The 16,474-nt window shown below is 65.0% G+C and carries 16 protein-coding genes; 3 read left to right on the forward strand and 13 right to left on the reverse strand.

Annotated elements, in window-relative coordinates; all coding sequences use genetic code 11:
• Positions 1-26 precede the first annotated feature (26 nt).
• Together argF and ASC89_RS23770 are read right to left on the reverse strand one after the other, a co-directional pair.
• On the reverse strand, positions 27-962 hold the full coding sequence (gene argF / locus ASC89_RS23765) for an ornithine carbamoyltransferase (RefSeq protein ID WP_055887793.1): 936 nt from the start codon (positions 960-962) through the stop codon (positions 27-29).
• 79 nt (positions 963-1,041) lie between these two features.
• Entirely contained in the window at positions 1,042-2,241 is a 1,200-nt protein-coding gene (locus ASC89_RS23770) for an aspartate aminotransferase family protein (RefSeq protein WP_055887795.1), read from the reverse strand.
• 393 nt (positions 2,242-2,634) lie between these two features.
• On the opposite strand from ASC89_RS23770, the gene ASC89_RS23775 reads away from it, so the two are divergent.
• Entirely contained in the window at positions 2,635-3,201 is a 567-nt protein-coding gene (locus tag ASC89_RS23775) for a GcrA family cell cycle regulator (protein WP_055887798.1), read from the forward strand.
• A gap of 83 nt (positions 3,202-3,284) precedes the next feature.
• A complete protein-coding gene (locus tag ASC89_RS23780; RefSeq protein ID WP_055887800.1) occupies positions 3,285-3,845 on the forward strand; it encodes a DUF1697 domain-containing protein in 561 nt (186 codons plus the stop codon).
• 212 nt (positions 3,846-4,057) lie between these two features.
• On the opposite strand, the gene ASC89_RS23785 is transcribed toward ASC89_RS23780, so the two are convergent.
• The 4 genes from ASC89_RS23785 to ASC89_RS23800 are packed head-to-tail and all read right to left on the reverse strand — an operon-like array spanning position 4,058 to position 6,853.
• Positions 4,058-4,426, reverse strand: a complete 369-nt coding sequence (locus ASC89_RS23785; protein WP_055887803.1) for a hypothetical protein — start codon at positions 4,424-4,426, stop codon at positions 4,058-4,060.
• Between the two features lie 55 nt (positions 4,427-4,481).
• Positions 4,482-5,153 carry a dienelactone hydrolase family protein gene (locus tag ASC89_RS23790; RefSeq protein WP_056002621.1) on the reverse strand — a complete coding sequence of 224 codons (672 nt, stop codon included), beginning with the start codon at positions 5,151-5,153 and terminating at the stop codon, positions 4,482-4,484.
• Between the two features lie 33 nt (positions 5,154-5,186).
• On the reverse strand, positions 5,187-6,227 hold the full coding sequence (locus ASC89_RS23795) for an aldo/keto reductase (RefSeq protein ID WP_056002629.1): 1,041 nt from the start codon (positions 6,225-6,227) through the stop codon (positions 5,187-5,189).
• Positions 6,212-6,853: a ThuA domain-containing protein gene (locus ASC89_RS23800; protein ID WP_055887811.1), complete on the reverse strand. Its 642-nt coding sequence runs from the start codon at positions 6,851-6,853 to the stop codon at positions 6,212-6,214. The genes ASC89_RS23795 and ASC89_RS23800 overlap by 16 nt, the downstream gene beginning before the upstream one ends.
• Before the next feature lie 164 nt (positions 6,854-7,017).
• Here ASC89_RS23800 and ASC89_RS23805 point away from each other — a divergent pair, with 164 nt between their 5' ends.
• The gene (locus ASC89_RS23805) at positions 7,018-8,499 is read left to right on the forward strand and encodes an amidase (protein WP_056002632.1); all 1,482 of its coding nucleotides are present in this window, start codon (positions 7,018-7,020) and stop codon (positions 8,497-8,499) included.
• Positions 8,500-8,653: 154 nt separating this feature from the next.
• Here ASC89_RS23805 and phoB read toward each other — a convergent pair whose 3' ends face one another.
• From phoB to ASC89_RS23840, 7 genes are all read right to left on the reverse strand, one after another.
• Complete coding sequence (phoB, locus tag ASC89_RS23810; RefSeq protein WP_055047977.1) at positions 8,654-9,355, reverse strand: phosphate regulon transcriptional regulator PhoB; 702 nt, start codon at positions 9,353-9,355, stop codon at positions 8,654-8,656.
• A 99-nt stretch (positions 9,356-9,454) separates the two neighbouring features.
• Positions 9,455-10,150, reverse strand: coding sequence for a phosphate signaling complex protein PhoU (gene phoU, locus ASC89_RS23815; protein ID WP_055887815.1), 696 nt, complete (start codon positions 10,148-10,150; stop codon positions 9,455-9,457).
• Positions 10,151-10,168: 18 nt separating this feature from the next.
• Positions 10,169-10,978 (reverse strand): phosphate ABC transporter ATP-binding protein PstB, encoded by an 810-nt coding sequence (gene pstB / locus ASC89_RS23820; RefSeq protein ID WP_055887818.1) that lies wholly within the window; start codon positions 10,976-10,978, stop codon positions 10,169-10,171.
• A 21-nt stretch (positions 10,979-10,999) separates the two neighbouring features.
• Positions 11,000-12,319, reverse strand: a complete 1,320-nt coding sequence (gene pstA, locus ASC89_RS23825) for a phosphate ABC transporter permease PstA (protein ID WP_055887821.1) — start codon at positions 12,317-12,319, stop codon at positions 11,000-11,002.
• Entirely contained in the window at positions 12,316-13,785 is a 1,470-nt protein-coding gene (gene pstC / locus ASC89_RS23830; protein WP_056002635.1) for a phosphate ABC transporter permease subunit PstC, read from the reverse strand. The genes pstA and pstC overlap by 4 nt, the downstream gene beginning before the upstream one ends.
• A gap of 99 nt (positions 13,786-13,884) precedes the next feature.
• Positions 13,885-14,907: a PstS family phosphate ABC transporter substrate-binding protein gene (locus ASC89_RS23835; protein ID WP_056002638.1), complete on the reverse strand. Its 1,023-nt coding sequence runs from the start codon at positions 14,905-14,907 to the stop codon at positions 13,885-13,887.
• Between the two features lie 209 nt (positions 14,908-15,116).
• Positions 15,117-16,397, reverse strand: coding sequence for an ATP-binding protein (locus ASC89_RS23840; RefSeq protein ID WP_055887831.1), 1,281 nt, complete (start codon positions 16,395-16,397; stop codon positions 15,117-15,119).
• Positions 16,398-16,474: the final 77 nt, after the last annotated feature.

The following is a 16,474-nucleotide window of genomic DNA, read 5'->3' on the forward strand; positions in this document are numbered from 1 at the left end:
TCGCGCATAATAGTATCGCAGAACGACTAGATGTTCTGCCGGTCTTGGCCCAGTGCCCAGCACAGGATCGCCTTCTGGGCGTGAAGCCGGTTTTCGGCTTCATCAAAGACCACCGATTGCGGCCCGTCTATGACCTCGTCGGTCACCTCGTCGCCGCGATGGGCCGGAAGGCAGTGCATGAACAGCGCGTCCTTTTCGGCCAAGCCCATCAATTGGGTATTCACCTGGTAGGGTTTCAAGGCCCGGCGACGCTCGGCGGCATCGGTATCGCCCATCGACACCCAGGTGTCGGTGATGACGAGGTCGGCGCCGCGCACCGCTTCCTCGGGATCCTCGATCAGCCGGACGGCCGGACCGGCCTTCTTGATGTCGGCGAGCAGGTCCTTTTCCGGGGCATATTCCTCCGGAACCGCGATGGTGAGCTCGGCGCCGAACAGCTCGGCGGCGTTCACCCAGCTGGCCAGCACGTTGTTGCTGTCGCCGACCCAGGCCACCTTGGCGCCCTTGATGTTCCCGCGGTGCTCTTCGAAGGTCATGACGTCGGCCATCACCTGGCAGGGATGAGCACGGCGGGTCAGGCCGTTGATCACCGGCACGGTGGCGGCCTCGGCCAGGTCGAGCAGATCCTGATGGGTGAGGATGCGGATCATGATCGCATCGACATAGCGCGACATCACCTTGGCGGTGTCGGCGAGGGTTTCCTCACGGGACAGCTGCATTTCCTGGCCGGTGAGGAAGATGGTCTCGCCGCCGAGCTGGCGCATGCCGACATCGAAGCTGACGCGGGTGCGGGTGGATTGGCGCTCGAAGATCATCGCCAGCACCTTGTCCTTGAGGAGCAGCGGTCGATCGCCCTTTTTCAGTCGGTCCTTGAGTTCGACGGCCTGGTTGAGCATGCCGCGCAGCGTCGTGGCATCGAAATCGTCGAGATTGAGGAAGTGCCTAGGTGGGGTAGCGGTCATTTTGGGACCTCTCCTTTTCGGAACGCGCCGAGCGGGAGCTGCTGTCTCCCGCCCTTCAGATCGCGTGCCGTGAATGGGATCAGGCAGTTGCCGCCTTGCTGGGGGCTTCGGCCTCGATGGCCTCGAAGACGGCCGCGAGCTTGCCTACGGCCTCCTCGATATCGGCTTCAGTCACCACCAGCGGCGGCAACAGGCGCAGCACGTTCTCATTGGCGGTCATGGCCAGCATGTGATGCTCGTCACGCAGCCGCGCTGCCACGTCGCGCACTGGCGAGGCGATGCGGATGCCGGCGAGCAGGCCCTTGCCGCGCAGCTCGAGCACCTGGCTCGGGAAGCGCTGCGCCAGCTGCTGCAGGTGCCAGTTGAGCCGCTGGCCCATCTTGTCGACATGATCGAAGAAGCCGGGCGCCAGCATGCGGTCGAGCACCGCATTGCCCATGGCCGAGGCCAGTGGGTTGCCGCCATAGGTCGAGCCATGCGTGCCGGGGATCATCGAGTTGGCCACCTCGCCCTTGGCGAGGCAGGCGCCGAGCGGGAAGCCGGCGCCGATGCCCTTGGCGACGGCCATGATGTCGGGCTCGATGCCGCTCCACTCATAGGCAAAGAACTTGCCGGTGCGGCCGTAACCGCACTGCACTTCATCGAGGATCAGCAGCATGCCGTGCTTGTCGCAGAGGGCGCGCAGGCCCCGCATGTACTCGGCGGTCATGGCGGTGACGCCGCCCTCGCCCTGTACCGGTTCGATAAGGATGGCGCAGGTTTTGGGAGTAATCGCGGCCTCGACGGCCTTCAGGTCGCCGGGCGCCAGATGCTTGAAGCCTTCAAGCGCCGGGCCAAAACCTTCGAGATAGTGCTCGTTGCCGGAGGCGGCGATCATGCCCATGGTGCGGCCATGGAAGGAGCCGGTGAAGGCGATGATCTCGTAGCGGTCCGTCTCACCCTTGGCCCAGAAATAGTGCCGGGCGGTCTTGACCGCGCACTCCACCGCCTCGGTACCCGAGTTGGTGAAGAAGCACGCGTCGGCGAAGGTGTTCTCGACCAGCCGCTGGCCGAGCCGCTCCTGCTCGGGAATGGTGAAGGTGTTGGCCGTGTGCCAGACCTTCTCGGCCGCCGCCTTCAGCGCCGCCACCATGTGCGGGTCGCCGTGGCCCAGCGCATTGACCGCCACGCCGGCGTGGAAATCGAGGTAGGGCGTGCCGTCCTGCGCGAACAATCGCACGCCCTCGCCCCGCTCAAAAGCGAGGTCGGACCGGGCATACGTACCGTACAGCGCAGACATCTTCGCACCCCTTTCATGGGCTCGTTCCGGGACTGTTGCAAAAGCCCCACAAAAACCAAAAACGCGCTGCGAAAATGCGGCGCGTTGCAGGCTCTCCATATGCCTTTGTGGAGTACTTAAGTCAACGGAAACGGGGCTTGCCACCCTCAAGTGCCTGATTTGAAGCGGCTTCCGACGACGGCCAAATTGCAGACGCTTTTTCCCCGTGTAAAACGGCGGCGACTCTTGCACCGGATTCCGCGACCCGTGTAGTATCAAGGCATTGGGACACGATATCTCGTGTGGCGGACCCATCAGACCTACGATGCGTAGCGTATCGGGCTGTTGCTGAGGCAACGGCACGGCTGAGGAGTCTGTCAGAGTCCTGAATGGCGGTTTAGGAGCGGATAGTTGATGGGCTGGACTGAAGAACGCGTCGAGCTGCTCAAGAAACTTTGGCTTGAGGGGCTGAGCGCCAGTCAGATCGCGGGCGTATTGGGCGAAGGCGTTACCCGTAATGCGGTGATCGGCAAGGTGCATCGGCTGAAGCTCTCGGGCCGTGCCAAACCGGCGACGTCGACCCCGCGGGTGCGCAGCGCACCGCGCCCGGCTGCCCGTCGCGTCTCGTCGCCTGCCAGCACCTCGCGTTCGAGCGGGCTGGGCACGGTGATGAAGACCCGCAACTCGATGAATGTCGGGGGCGGCGGCGGTGGCGGTGCCATTCACGGCGCGACGGCGCTGAAGATGGAAGAGGAATTCGCGGTCGAGATGGAGATGGCGCCGCAGGCGGCCGAACTCTTCATTCCGGTGGAACAGCGGCTGACCCTGCTGCAGCTCAGCGAACACACCTGTAAGTGGCCGATCGGCGATCCGCTGACCCCGGACTTCTACTTCTGCGGCCAGCACTCGAACGAGGGCAAGCCTTACTGCGAGTTCCACTCGCGCCGGGCCTACCACCAGATCGACAAGAAGAAGCGCTGAGCATCGCTTGAGGTTTCACCAAAAGGCCGGGAGCAATCCCGGCCTTTGTCGTTTGTAGCGTCTGAGCGAAGCGGGAGGACAGCATGGCGACAACGACGTACCTGGCGCTGCTGCGCGGCATCAATGTCGGCGGCAAGAACAAGGTGCCGATGGCGGGGTTGAAGAAACTGCTGGAGGAGATCGGGCTCGAGGATGTCTCGACCTACATCGCCTCAGGCAACGCCATGTTCCGCTCGCAACTCACGGCCTCGAGCATCGCCCGAAAGATCGAGGACGGGCTGACCTCGGCGTTCAAGCTGGATGACGAGCTGGTCAAAGTGCTGGTGCTCAGCCACGACCAGATAAAGGCGATTGTCGACAAACGCCCCAAAGGGTTCGGCGACACGCCCGACAAATATCACAGCGATGCGGTGTTCCTGATGGACATCGACCGCGACGAGGCCTTTGCTCTGTTCAAGCCGCGCGATGGCGTCGACCAGGTGTGGCCCGGCGAGGGCATGATCTACTCGCAGCGGCTCAGCGCCGAGCGGACCAAGAGCCGGCTCAGCAAGATCATGGAGTCCCCGCTCTATAAATCGATGACCATCCGCAGCTGGCAGACGACGCAGAAACTGCTGGAGCTGCTGGAGGCGATGAAGCAGTAGTCGAGCCAGTCTGGAACCTCAACCGCCCCACCCCGCCTGCCGCCCCACCCCCTCCCATCCTCCCCCATCAAGGGGGAGGTGCCGTTCAGTGTGTGAGGCACGATCCAATCCACGCACCGGCCCCCACCTCCCCCTCGATGGGGGAGGCAAGCGCAGCTTGTGAGCGCAAGCGAACTAGCGAAGCTCGGAGGGGGTGGTGCCACCCCCTCGAACTAGCGCGCTGCCCCCTCACCTCCAAGGTAGGCCACCGCCGCCGCGAGCACCTCATGCACGTCCTGCCGGCTGCCATCCGGACCAATGATCCGCAGGCGCTGCACGGTGTGGCCGTTGTAGAGGCTGACCATGAAATCCTCGACGCCGAGCTTGCCGTAGTCGACAAGCGGCACTTCGACGGCTTCGGTGACGAGCTGGGCGCGGCCGGCGACCACCTCGAAGATGGTGGCGAGCGCCGGGTGGGCGCCGGCCAAGCCGGAGCGAAATTCCAGCACATCGGCCGCCGGCTCGGCGCGGGAGCTGAAGACCCGGTCGGCGTAGGCATCGACGAGATGGGCCGCGAGCATCGCCTTCCGGCGCGACAGCATGGCCTTCTTGGCGTCGGCCGCTGCCTCCTTGAGATAGGCGAGGTGACGGGCGAGGTCAGAGGTGCTTATGGAAGAACTCCAGCGAGCGCACCGAGGCCTTGGTGCACGAGGCTTCGTCGAACTTTTCCGGCCGGTCGCTGTTACAGAAGCCGTGGTCACCGCTGTAGACGTAGATGTCGGCTTCGGGGTGGCGGGCCTTCAACTGCTCGACCTGCTCGAGCGGGATGCCCTGGTCCTTGTCGCCGTAATGCATCTCGATCGGCACCTTGGGTGTCAGCTCGATATAGTTCGGCACGCCACCGCCATAGTAGCCGGAAGCAGCGCTGAGGCCCTCAAGCTTGCTGGCGGCGATCCAGCTGACGCGGCCGCCGAAGCAGTAGCCGGTGATGCCCACCTTGCCGGCTTCGGAAGCGGCCGCGATGGCGGCTTCGACGTCGGTCATGGCACTATCCATCGAGAACTTCTTCATCAGCTCGCCGACCAGCGGAAAGTGGTCGGCGCCATAGTTCTCGCTCTCGAAGCCATACTCGGCGCGGTCGAACATCGCCGGAGCGATGGTGAGGTAGCCGTGGCGGGCCCAGCGGTCGGCAACACTGCGGATCCAGTTGCTGAGGCCCCAGACCTCCTGGATCAGCACCACGCCGCCACGCGGCTTGCCTTCCGGGGCGGCGCGGTAGGCGTTGAGGACGAAGCCATCGGCAGCGGTGAGTTTGATGCGTTCGCCCATGGGGCCTCCGGGGGTTGGACGTTGAAGCCTATCTTACGCCAGGACCGGGGTAACGGGGCCAGGCGCTTTCGGATGCAGCAGGCCCGCCTCGCGGAGCTCGGCCCAGAGCGCGTCGGGAATGGGCTTGCGGTAGCCGGCGAGATTGTCGTTGAACTCGGCAACATTGGAGAAGCCGGGGATGATGGCGGTGATCGCCTCATGGCCGAGCGGGAAGTTGAGGGCAGCGCGGATCAGCGTGGTGCCGTGCTTGCTGCACAACTCCTCGATGCGGCGGGTCTTCTCGATCATCTCGGGGCTCGCCTGCGCATAGTCATAAATCGCGTTGGGAACCGGACCCGTGGCGAGGATACCGCTGTTGAGCGGGGCGCCGTCGACAATCGCCACGCCTTCGCGCTTCACCCGCGGCAGCAGGGTGTCGATCACCTGCTGGTCGAGCAGGGTGTAGCGATTGGCGAGCAGGAAGATATCGAAGCGGGCATGGTTCATCAGCTCATCGATGATCTGCCACTCGTTGACCCCCGCCCCGATGGCCTGCACCGCCCCCGAGGCCCGCAGCTCTTCGAGCGCACGGATACCGCCGCCTTCGAGTGCCTGCTTCATGGTCTCGGCATGGCGCTCGCGCTGGCTGAAGGCGCCGATATCGTGGAGGAACAGGATGTCGATGCTCTCGAGCCCCAGCCGCTGCAGCGAGTTGTCGTAGCTCCGCATCACCCCGTCATAGGTGAAATCGAACTTCGGCCGGAACGGCAGGGCGCGTGGATCGCCGTGACGCTCCATCGAAAAGGCGCGGTCGGGGACCAGCAACCGGCCGACCTTGGTCGAAAGCACATAGCTATCCCGCGGCTTATCGCGCAGGAAATCGCCAATCCGACGCTCCGACAGGCCGGCGCCGTAGAACGGGGCGGTGTCGAAATAGCGGATACCGGCATCCCAGGCGGCCTCAAGCACTTCGCGGGCCCCGGCATCGGTCGGTGCCCGCCGGAGGTCGCCGAGCGGCGCGCCGCCGAAGCCGATGCGGCTGATCTCGGGGCCGGTCGCGCCGACCGGACGGGAGGGGATCAGCGGGCCGCCCATAGCAGCCCCCGGTGCAGGATGGTCTTGATCTCGGGCTTGTCTAGCTCGGCCGGCTTGTGGCCGAGCGCCGTGTAAAAGACGCGACCGCGGCCATAAGCGGACTTGTAGACTACCGGCATCTCGGCGCCCTTCTTCCAGAAGGCGTGCTCGCCCGAGAAAGTGGTGGTGGCGAGCACCTCAACGGTGGGGTCGACATGCATGTAGTACTGCTCCGAGGTGTGCTCGAAGCTCTTGATGCCCGCCATGATCGGGTCGTCCGTCACCTTGGGGTCGACCTGGTAGCTGATGATATCGCCCGGGTGGGTGGCGAAGGTGCAGCCGCCGAGAAAGCGGATCCGTGCATTGCCCTGGAAGCTGGTGGCGAGGCCGTGGTGGAAAGCAGCAAGGCCGGTCCCGGCTTCGACGGCGGCGCAGAAGCGGATGGAGTTCTCGCGGTCGAGCTCGCCGCCGGTGATCTGCGGCACGATCAGGTCGTAGGAGCCGACACTTTCGCCACCGAGCGCCGTGTAGTCGCCGGTGACATCGACCTCAAAACCCTCGCCCTCGAGGATTTCGCGCACGATATGCGCGCCTTTTTCGGGCTCGTGCAGCTCGAGCCCGCCCCATACGACCAATGCTGTCTTCATAGTCCGCTTCCCTCGCCGCTGACCGGCGGGAGACCTGAACAAAAGCAGCGGGTTAAGGCAAGCGGGAATTGGTATGGTAGGCGCCCGCTGCCCCGTCGAACGGTGCATTGTGCGGGGCGCGCTTCCTGTCGAGTATCCCCCTCAACAACAAGCGGGGGGCAAACATGCCGACAAGCGACTTTTCCTATCTGAGCGCCACCGAACTGGCGCGGCGGATTCGCCAGCGCGAAGTGTCGCCGGTCGAGCTCATGGAGGCGACCATCAGCCGGATCGAGGCGCGCAACCCGAGCCTCAATGCGCTGATCTATCTCGGCTTCGACGATGCGCGGCGCGAGGCGAAAACAGCCGAGGCGGCGGTGATGAGCGGTGCGACGTTGCCGCCGCTGCACGGGGTACCCGCAGCGATCAAGGACCTGTTCGATTTCAAGCCCGGCTGGCCGACGACCTTTGGGGGGGTGCGGGCGCTCAAAGACAACATCGCGCAGTTCCACTGCCCGTTCGCCGAGCGGATCGAAAAGGGCGGCGCAATCCTCGTGGGCAAGACCAATGCCCCGGTGATGGGGTTGCGCGGGGTGACCGACAACTACCTGTTCGGGGCGACCAGTAACCCGTTCGATACGACACGCAACCCGGGCGGCTCCTCGGGCGGCAGCGCTGCGATCGTCGCCGACGGCTTGGTTTCCATCGCCGAGGGCACCGATGCCGGCGGCTCGATCCGCATCCCGGCAGCCTGGTGCGGCGTCTATGGTTACAAGCCGGCTTTCGGGCGGGTGCCGGTGGTGATGCGACCCAATGCCTTTGCCGGCGACCTGCCCTCTGTGTTCGAGGGGCCGATCACCCGCACGGTCGAGGATGCGGCGCTGGCGATGAGCGTGCTCGGCGGCTATGACCCGCGCGATCCGCTGAGCCTTAGCGAGACGGTCGACTATCTCGGTGCGCTGAAGCAGTCGATCAAGGGGTTCCGGATCGGCTACAGCCCCAACCTCGATGTGTTCCCGGTCGATCCGCGGGTGGCGGAGACGGTGCAGCGGGCCGTCGCGGCGTTCAGCGAGGCGGGCGCGGAGGTCGAAGAGATCAAGCTCGGCATCCGCTACTCGCAGCGCGAGCTGAGCGAGCTCTGGCTACGGCTGATGATGCCGCTCAACATGGGGACGCTCGAGGCGGTGAAAGCCGGCGGGCTCGACCTCCTGGCAGACCACCGCGGCGATTTCCCGCCGGAGTACCTGCACTGGATCGAAAGCTACGGCCAGACGATGACTGCAGCCGACCTCCGCCGTGACCAGGCCATGCGGTCGGAAATCTACGACGCCTTCCAGGCCGCCTTCGCCACCTATGACCTGGTGATCACCCCCACGGTTGCCGCGCTGCCAGTGAAGAACGAGGTTGGCGGCAATACGCACGGGCCGCGCGAGGTGAACGGCGAGGCGGTCGACCAGGGGATCGGCTGGTGCCTCACCTACCCGCTCAACTTCACCGGGCATCCCGCCGCGTCGATCCCGGCCGGACTGGTGGATGGGCTGCCGGTCGGCATGCAGATCATCGGCCGGCGCTATGCCGATGCCGATGTGCTGGCGGCCAGCGCGGCGTTCGAACAGCTGCGGCCGTGGGCGGACAGTTATCGGATCTGCGCGGAGCGGGTGATTTAGGGGGCTCCACATCAGAGCGTAGGGCACCCCCACCCTCATTCCCTCCCCACAAGGGGGAGGGAGGCGATTGCTTCACGGTCTCGGTTCCATCGTCTCCCTCCCCCTTGTGGGGAGGGATCAAGGGTGGGGGTGGCCCCACGCTCGACGTTGGCGCTCAGCTGACCGCCGCAAACCGCTCGTCAAACGCATAGCCGGCGCCGCGGACGGTGCGGATCGGGTCGGCGTCGCGGTGGCGGTTGATCGCCTTGCGCAGGCGCCCGACATGCACGTCGACGGTGCGCTCGTCGACATAGACGTCGTTGCCCCAGACCCCGTCGAGCAGTTGCTCGCGGGAGTAGACGCGGCCGGGGTGGCGCATCAGGTATTCGAGCAGGCGGTATTCGGTGGGACCGAGATGCACCTCGCGGCCGCCGCGCCGGACGCGGTGGCTGGTGCGATCGAGCTCGAGGTCGCCGGCCTTCAGCACCGCGGTGACGAGCTGCGGGCTCGAACGGCGGAGCAGCGCGTTGATGCGGGCCAGCAGCTCGGGGATCGAGAACGGCTTCACCACATAATCGTCGGCGCCGGTGGCAAGGCCACGGACGCGTTCTTCTTCCTCGCCGCGGGCGGTGATCATGATGATCGGGGTGCGCGCGGTTTCCTCGCGTGAGCGCCAGCGGCGGCAGAGTTCGATGCCGGAAAGGCCCGGCAACATCCAGTCGAGCAGGATGAGGTCCGGAACGCCGTCACGGATGCGCTCCACCGCCTCGTCGCCCGAGGCGGCAGTGGCGACCCGGAAGCCTTCGGCTTCGAGGTTGTAGCGCAGCAGGACGGCCAGATCGGCTTCGTCTTCGACGATCAGGATGGTGGCTGACATCGGATCACCCCTAGAGCGCTTTCAGGAAAGCTACGGACCTGAAAGCTCTGTAAATCAAAGGCTTAGACCTTCGCCGTCGCAATGAGACGGCGAAGGGACTTAGCGCGGCTGGCGCTGCTGTTCCTCGGCGCCGAGGTGGCGACCGGTTTCGAGGTAGTAGGCAGCTTCGGCGATGTTGGTCGCATGGTCGCCGACGCGCTCGAGGCTCTTGGTGCAGAACAGCAGGTGCGTGCACTGCGTGATGTTGCGCGGATCTTCCATCATATAGGTGAGGAGTTCGCGGAACAGCGAGTTGTACATCGCGTCGACTTCGTCATCGCGGCTGCAGACCTCGACGGCCGCAGCAGAGTCGCGGTTGAGGTAGGCATCGATGGCACTCTTCAGCTGCCGCGCCACCAGTTCCTTCATGTGCTTGACGCCATTGTAGAATTTTGGCGCGAGACCGAGGGACTCGATCTGCATGGCGCGCTTGGCCAACTGCTTGGCCATATCACCGGTGCGCTCGAGGTCATTGGCGACCTGGATCGAGGTCACCACCATGCGCAGGTCCGCCGCCATCGGCTGGCGGCGCGCAATGATCGACACCGCCGCGTCATTGATGCGCTGCTGCATCTCGTCGATCTTCTTGTCGAACAGGCGCACGTCCTGGGCCTGCTTGTGATCGAGCTTGAGCAAGGCGACGGCCGACTCGGTGATGGCCTGTTCGACCATGCCACCCATCTCGGAAATTGCCTTGTTGAGGTTGGTGAGTTCGTCCTCGTAAGAGGAAACGATGTGCTCGTTGAGCGATGCCATTCTCGAGTTCCTCTCGGGTCAGCCGATACGGCCGGTAATATAGTCCTGCGTCTGCTTGTTCTTGGGATTGGTGAAGATGTCCTCGGTCTTGCCTTCCTCGATGAGCTTACCGAGGTGGAAGAACGCGGTCTTCTGGCTGACGCGGGCGGCCTGCTGCATGGAGTGGGTGACGATGACGATGGTGAAGTTCTCACGCAGCTCGTCGATCAGTTCCTCGATGACGGCGGTGGCGATCGGATCGAGCGCCGAGCAGGGCTCGTCCATCAGCAGCACTTCGGGCTTGGTGGCGATGGCGCGAGCGATGCAGAGGCGCTGCTGCTGACCACCGGAAAGGCCGGTGCCCGGCTCCTGCAGGCGGTCCTTCACTTCGTTCCACAGGCCGGCGCGGCGCAGCGAGGAATGCACGATCTCATCGAGGTCGGCCTTGTTGCGGGCGATGCCGTGGATCTTGGGGCCGTAGGCGACGTTCTCGTAGATCGACTTGGGGAACGGATTGGGCTTCTGGAACACCATGCCGACGCGGGCACGCAGTTCCACCACGTCGATCGACGGGTCGTAGATATCGTCCTCGTCGAGGTTGATCTTGCCGGTGACGCGGCAGCCGTCGATGGTGTCGTTCATGCGGTTGAGCGAACGGAGAAATGTCGACTTGCCGCAGCCCGAAGGGCCGATCAGCGAGGTGACGTTGAACTGTTCGATCTTCAGGTTGACGTCGAACAGCGCCTGTTTGGCTCCATAGAACACCCCGACATTCTCGCCGGTCATCTTCGGCAGGGCGTTAGGACGCGAGACGGGAGCGGCAAGGGTCGCAGCAGATTCGAGGGACATGTCGGTCATCCAGGTCAGGGGTTACCAGCGGCGCTCGAAGCGGCGGCGGAGGAGAATGGCGGCGAGGTTCATCAGGGCGAGGAACAGCAGCAGCACGATGATGGCGCCCGAGGTGCGCTCGACGAAGGCGCGCTCGGCCTCGTTGGCCCACATGTAGATCTGCACGGGCAAAGCGGTCGCCGGATCGAGCGGCGTCGTCGGGCGGTCGGCGACGAAGGCCACCATGCCGATGAGCAGCAGCGGCGCGGTTTCACCCAGGGCACGGGCGAGGCCGATAATGGTGCCGGTAAGGATGCCCGGGGTGGCGAGCGGCAGCACGTGATCGAACACCATCTGCATCTTCGAGGCACCGATGCCCAGCGCAGCCGAACGGATCGAGGGCGGCACCGAGCGCAGCGCGGCGCGGGTGGCGATGATGATGGTGGGCAGGGTCATCAGCGTGAGGACCAGGCCGCCGACGATCGGCGCCGAACGCGGCATACCGAAGAAGTTGATGAACACCGCCAGCCCGAGCAGGCCGAAGACGATCGAGGGCACCGCCGCGAGGTTGTTGATGTTCACCTCGATGAAGTCGGTGAAGCGGTTCTTCTTGGCGAACTCCTCGAGATAGATCGAGGCGGCAACGCCGATGGGGAGCGCGCAGAGCAGCACGATTGCCATCATGTAGAGCGAGCCGACGAGCGCCACGCCGAGCCCGGCGGTCTCGGGGCGGCTGGAGGCGCCGAAAGTGAGCAGGCCCCAGTTGAACGGCGTCGAGATGGCGCCTTCCTGTTTCAGCTGATCGAGCCAGGCGACCTGCTGGTCGGAGACCTTGCGCTTATCCTGGGGCACCGTGAGATCGATCTGGCCCTTGTTGGCGCTGTCGATATCGGCGGCGGCGAGCAGGGTGACGTTGCGGGTGGTGCCGATCACCGAGGGGTCGGCGACGACGATCTCGCGCAGCGTCGAGCGCGAACCATCGGAGACGAACTTGGCGATGTCGCGCATTGCCGCCTTGTCGTCGGTCGAGACGCCGAGCGCCTTGGCCACGGCGTTGCGGGCGATGATCGGGTAGTTGGCGGAGACGAGGACGCGCGGGTTGGTGGCGCGCTCGTTGTCCTTGTCGATGATCGAGGCAGAGAACTCGACCGGCACGGTGATCGCGGTCTGGACGAAGGCGGTGTAACCTTTCGAAAAGATCGAAACCAGCAGGATGGCAAGGAAGCCGAGGCCGATGATGATGGCCACGATGCCATAGAGGCGGAAACGGAACTCGGCGGCGTGGCGGCGCCTCAGGCCGAAATCACGACGGGCCGAAGCCGCGGTGGCCACAGTGGCGTGGGGCAAGGCTGCGTCGGTCATTCATACTGCTCCCGATACTTGCGCACGATGTAGAGCGCGTAGACGTTCATGCCGAGCGTCAGCGTGAAGAGGGTGAGGCCGAGGGCGAAGGCAACCAGGGTCTGCGGCGAGTTGAACTCGAGGTCGCCGGTGAGCTGGTTGACGATCTTGACCGTGATGGTGGTCATCGCCTCGAACGGGTTGAAGTTGATGCGGGCGGCGACACCCGCGGCGAGCACCACGATCATGGTTTCGCCGATGGCGCGCGAGGCGGTGAGCAGCAGCGCGCCGACGATGCCGGGGAGCGCGGCCGGCAGGATCACCTTGCGGATGGTCTCCGACCGGGTGGCGCCAAGCGCCAGCGAGCCGTCACGCATGGCGCGGGGCACGGCGGTGATCACGTCATCGGAGAGCGAGGAGACCACCGGGATCAGCATCACGCCCATGACGATGCCGGCGGTGAACACCGACTGCGCCTGGATGAAGGAGAAGCCACCGGCGAGCGCGGCCGAAAGATCGCGGAAGAACGGCCCGAGCGTCACCACGGCGAAGATGCCGTAGACGATGGTGGGGATGCCCGCGAGCAGTTCGAGCAGCGGCTTGACCGTCGAGCGCACCCGGTTCGAGGCGTATTCGCCCATATAGACGGCGGCCATCAGACCGACCGGCACGGCGAACAGCATCGAGACCAGGGCGATGTAGAGCGTACCCATGAGCAGCGGGATCAGGCCGAACTGGCCCTCGCTGCCGCTGGAGCCGGCTGCGGCGAAACGCGGATCCCAGACGGTGCCGAAGAAGAAGGTCAGCGGGTTGACGTCGGAGAAGAAGTGGATGGTCTCGCCCAGCATCGACAGGATAATGCCGACAGTGGTGAGGACGGCGACCGTCGAGGCAGCCAGCAGCGACCACAGCACCACCCGTTCGACCTGGTTGCGGGCCCTGAGGCGCAGCCGGATGCGGGAATAGGCGAGGGCAGCGCCGGCGAGCGCCAGCAGCAGTGTCAGGCCCTGGCCGATCAGCTTGTGGACGCCGGCATCGGCATTCACGCCGGCGGCGAGCGGCACCATGTAGTCCTCGCCGCTCTCGGCAAGGCTGATGCCCGCGGACGTCGCCATGTCGCGGAGCGCCGCATAGGAGGTCGGGACATTGGCGCCCGACAGATCAAGCTGGGTCAGTGCGTTCGACGCATTGCGGACAATGCCGATGGAAAGGCTGGCGGCTGCCGGGTCGGCGATGTGGGCCGTGACCTCTGAGCGGATGCGGCTATCGAGCAGGCCGGCCGAGATGGAGCTGACAACGAGAAAGACCAGCAGCGCCGGGACGGTGGCGAAGATGAAGGCGAGCCAGCCGTGATAGGTCGGCAGCGAGTGCGCGACTTCCTTGGACCGGTCAGTGCCGTCGCGCTGCACGCGGGCGCGCTGGGCGGCGAAGAAATAGGCCAAGGCACCAATGGCCAGAACGATTGCAACTACCCAGCCTGCTGACATGACGCCTCACTTGCCCCGGTTAGACCGCCACTACGGGCGGGTAGACCCGCTATGCGGGGAGACGGCGCGGGCCCATGGAGCCCGCGCCGAGACGTCGTATCAGAGAGCCGTACCGGCTTCGAACTTGGCGCGGATCTCTTCGCGCTCCGCATCGGGAGCCGCCACGAGGCCATACTGAGCGAGCGGCGAGTCCGGCCCGATCATGTCGTCCGAGATGAAGAAGTCGACATATTCCTTGAGGCCCGGGATGACGCCGATGTGCGCCTTCTTGACGTAGAAGAACAGCGGACGGCTGACCGGGTATTCACCCGACGAGATGGTCTCGGTCGAGGGGACGACGCCACCGACGGTCGCAACCTTCAGCTTGTCGGCATTGTTCTCGTAGAAGGCGAGGCCGAAGACGCCGACGCCGGTCTTGTTGCTGTCGATGCGCGCCAGGGTCTCGGTGTAGTCGCCATCGATGTCGACGGCCTTGCCGTCCTTGCGGATGGCGATGCAGGCCTTGGCAACGGCATCGTCAGCCACGCCAGCGGCCTTCAGGGCGTCCTTGTCGCAGCCGGCGTCGAGGAGCTTGGTCTCGAACACTTCGCGGGTGCCGTGCTTCTCGCCCGGGATGTAGGCAGCGATATCCCACTCTGGGAACGCCGCGTTCACTTCGTTCCACTTGGTGTAGGGGTTGTCGACGAGCTTGCCGTCAACCACGACCTGGGCGGCGAGAGCCTTGTAGATGTCGGCGGGCTGGATGGCGAAATCCGGGCCGGCGGTGTCGGTGGCGAAGACGATGCCGTCATAGCCGATCTTGACTTCCTCGACGTCGGCGACGCCGTTGGTCTTGCAGGTCTCGAGCTCTTCGGCCTTCATCGGACGCGAGGAGTTCGCGATGTCGATCTTGTCTTCGCCGACGCCTTCACAGAACTGCTTGATGCCAGCGCCCGAACCACCGGACTCGACGACCGGGGTCTTGAAGTCCGGGAAGGCCTCGCCGAACGACTCGGCGACGATCTTGGCATAGGGGAGAACGGTGGACGAACCGGCGACCTGGACCTGGTCGCGCGCCGCGGCGGCACCAAGGCCAGCGGCAAGCGCGATAACCGCGGCGCTCGCGAAAACTGCAATCTTCATGATGATGTTCCCTTTCGGAAGGATCGGCCCTTTCAGGCCAGTCGACGGTCCCGGTTCCTCCGGCCGCCCTGTCTGCAAGGCGGAACCTAGGGGCGTTGTCACAAGGTTTTATGACACTGGGATTGCATTTCTGTGACAGCCTAGATCTTTGATCTATAAGCGCTATTCTCTGGAACCGAGATTGCGGCCTGTGGAAAGCCGGGCAACTGTCATTTTCTGAGCAGCACGTCGACGCGAGTGCCCTGCCCCGGCTGGCTCTTGATGGTCAGTACGCCGTGATGGCGGGTAACGATGTGCTTGACGATGGCGAGGCCGAGGCCGGTGCCCTTCTTCTTGCGGCTGGTATCGGCATCGACGCGATAGAAGCGTTCGGTGAGGCGCGGCACGTGCTCGGCGGCGACCCCAACGCCGTGATCGACTACCGAGACGATGGCATCGAAACCGCGACGACCGGCATCGGGCGACAGCGTAATGTCGATGGTATCCCCGTCGGCACCGTACTTGATGGCGTTGTCGATGAGGTTCTCGAACACCTCGTAGAGCTCGTCGCGATCGCCGCTGACGGTGACCGGTTCATCCGGCGCCTGCACCCTGAGCTTGGTGTCGGTATCTTCGGCGAGCTTGTTGAGGCCCTCGGCCACTTCGCGCAGCAACGCGCCCAGTTCGACCGGAGCGGTGGGCCGCATGTGCTGGCGCATCTCGATGCGGCTCAGCGACAGGAGATCCTCGATCAGCTTGGCCATACGGGCGGCCTGGCCGCGCATCAGCCCGAGGAAGCGCTCGCGGGCCTCCTTGTCGTTGGCGGCGGGGCCGAGCAGCGTATCGATGAAACCGACCAACGACGTCAGCGGGGTGCGGAGCTCATGGCTGGCATTGGCGATGAAATCGGTGCGCAGCATCTCGAGGCGCTTTTCCTCGGTCTGGCTCTGCAGCGTGATGACCAACACGCCATCATTGAGCGGATCGCCGGCGGCGAGCGGCGCCACGGTGGCCTTGTACCAGGTCTCGGTGGGGACAGTCTGGTGCAGCTCGATGGTCTGCGACGCGCCGAGCCGGGCGGCCTCGATGGCGGCGAGCAGTTGCGGAAAACGCATGGTGAAGGCGATCGGGCTGCCGGCGACGACACCGGGGAAGTGCCGCGCCGCGTGCCCGTTGAGATGGACAATCACGCTGCGCCGGTCGATGACGATCGAGGGGTCGGGCAGCGCATCGGCAAAGTGCCGGACGGCATCGGCAAAGGCGAGCTCGGTGGTGCTGGCGCCGGGCGCCACGCCACTCGCCGACTCGCTAGTCTCCGGCACCACCGCGGCGATGGCGACGATGACGGCGTAGGCGAGGATGTCGAGCCAGGGATCGATGAGGTTGAGCCCGGCCAGGGTCATGAACACCAGGCCCATGGCGAGCAGCATCAGCAGCCGGCCGTAAAGCCGGGCCCTGACCGTATCGAGCCACGTGATCCCCGTCGCCGAGCGCTGCGCTTCTTCCGCCATCGAGCCTTCCTTGGAGCCCACGGGGCGATTCACCCCGGCTTGCCAGACGGGGGTGTTCATAGCACGGTTGTGACACC

The sequence above is a fragment of the Devosia sp. Root413D1 genome, assembly GCF_001425235.1.
GTDB lineage: Bacteria > Pseudomonadota > Alphaproteobacteria > Rhizobiales > Devosiaceae > Devosia_A.

Bases quoted from the DNA above. Each gene is read 5' to 3' on its own strand.
- argF (WP_055887793.1), bottom strand. From the start codon at position 962: ATGACCGCTACCCCACCTAGGCACTTCCTCAATCTCGACGATTTCGAT.
- ASC89_RS23770 (WP_055887795.1), bottom strand. From the start codon at position 2,241: ATGTCTGCGCTGTACGGTACGTATGCCCGGTCCGACCTCGCTTTTGAG.
- ASC89_RS23775 (WP_055887798.1), top strand. From the start codon at position 2,635: ATGGGCTGGACTGAAGAACGCGTCGAGCTGCTCAAGAAACTTTGGCTT.
- ASC89_RS23780 (WP_055887800.1), top strand. From the start codon at position 3,285: ATGGCGACAACGACGTACCTGGCGCTGCTGCGCGGCATCAATGTCGGC.
- ASC89_RS23785 (WP_055887803.1), bottom strand. From the start codon at position 4,426: ATGCTGTCGCGCCGGAAGGCGATGCTCGCGGCCCATCTCGTCGATGCC.
- ASC89_RS23790 (WP_056002621.1), bottom strand. From the start codon at position 5,153: ATGGGCGAACGCATCAAACTCACCGCTGCCGATGGCTTCGTCCTCAAC.
- ASC89_RS23795 (WP_056002629.1), bottom strand. From the start codon at position 6,227: ATGGGCGGCCCGCTGATCCCCTCCCGTCCGGTCGGCGCGACCGGCCCC.
- ASC89_RS23800 (WP_055887811.1), bottom strand. From the start codon at position 6,853: ATGAAGACAGCATTGGTCGTATGGGGCGGGCTCGAGCTGCACGAGCCC.
- ASC89_RS23805 (WP_056002632.1), top strand. From the start codon at position 7,018: ATGCCGACAAGCGACTTTTCCTATCTGAGCGCCACCGAACTGGCGCGG.
- phoB (WP_055047977.1), bottom strand. From the start codon at position 9,355: ATGTCAGCCACCATCCTGATCGTCGAAGACGAAGCCGATCTGGCCGTC.
- phoU (WP_055887815.1), bottom strand. From the start codon at position 10,150: ATGGCATCGCTCAACGAGCACATCGTTTCCTCTTACGAGGACGAACTC.
- pstB (WP_055887818.1), bottom strand. From the start codon at position 10,978: ATGTCCCTCGAATCTGCTGCGACCCTTGCCGCTCCCGTCTCGCGTCCT.
- pstA (WP_055887821.1), bottom strand. From the start codon at position 12,319: ATGACCGACGCAGCCTTGCCCCACGCCACTGTGGCCACCGCGGCTTCG.
- pstC (WP_056002635.1), bottom strand. From the start codon at position 13,785: ATGTCAGCAGGCTGGGTAGTTGCAATCGTTCTGGCCATTGGTGCCTTG.
- ASC89_RS23835 (WP_056002638.1), bottom strand. From the start codon at position 14,907: ATGAAGATTGCAGTTTTCGCGAGCGCCGCGGTTATCGCGCTTGCCGCT.
- ASC89_RS23840 (WP_055887831.1), bottom strand. From the start codon at position 16,397: ATGGCGGAAGAAGCGCAGCGCTCGGCGACGGGGATCACGTGGCTCGAT.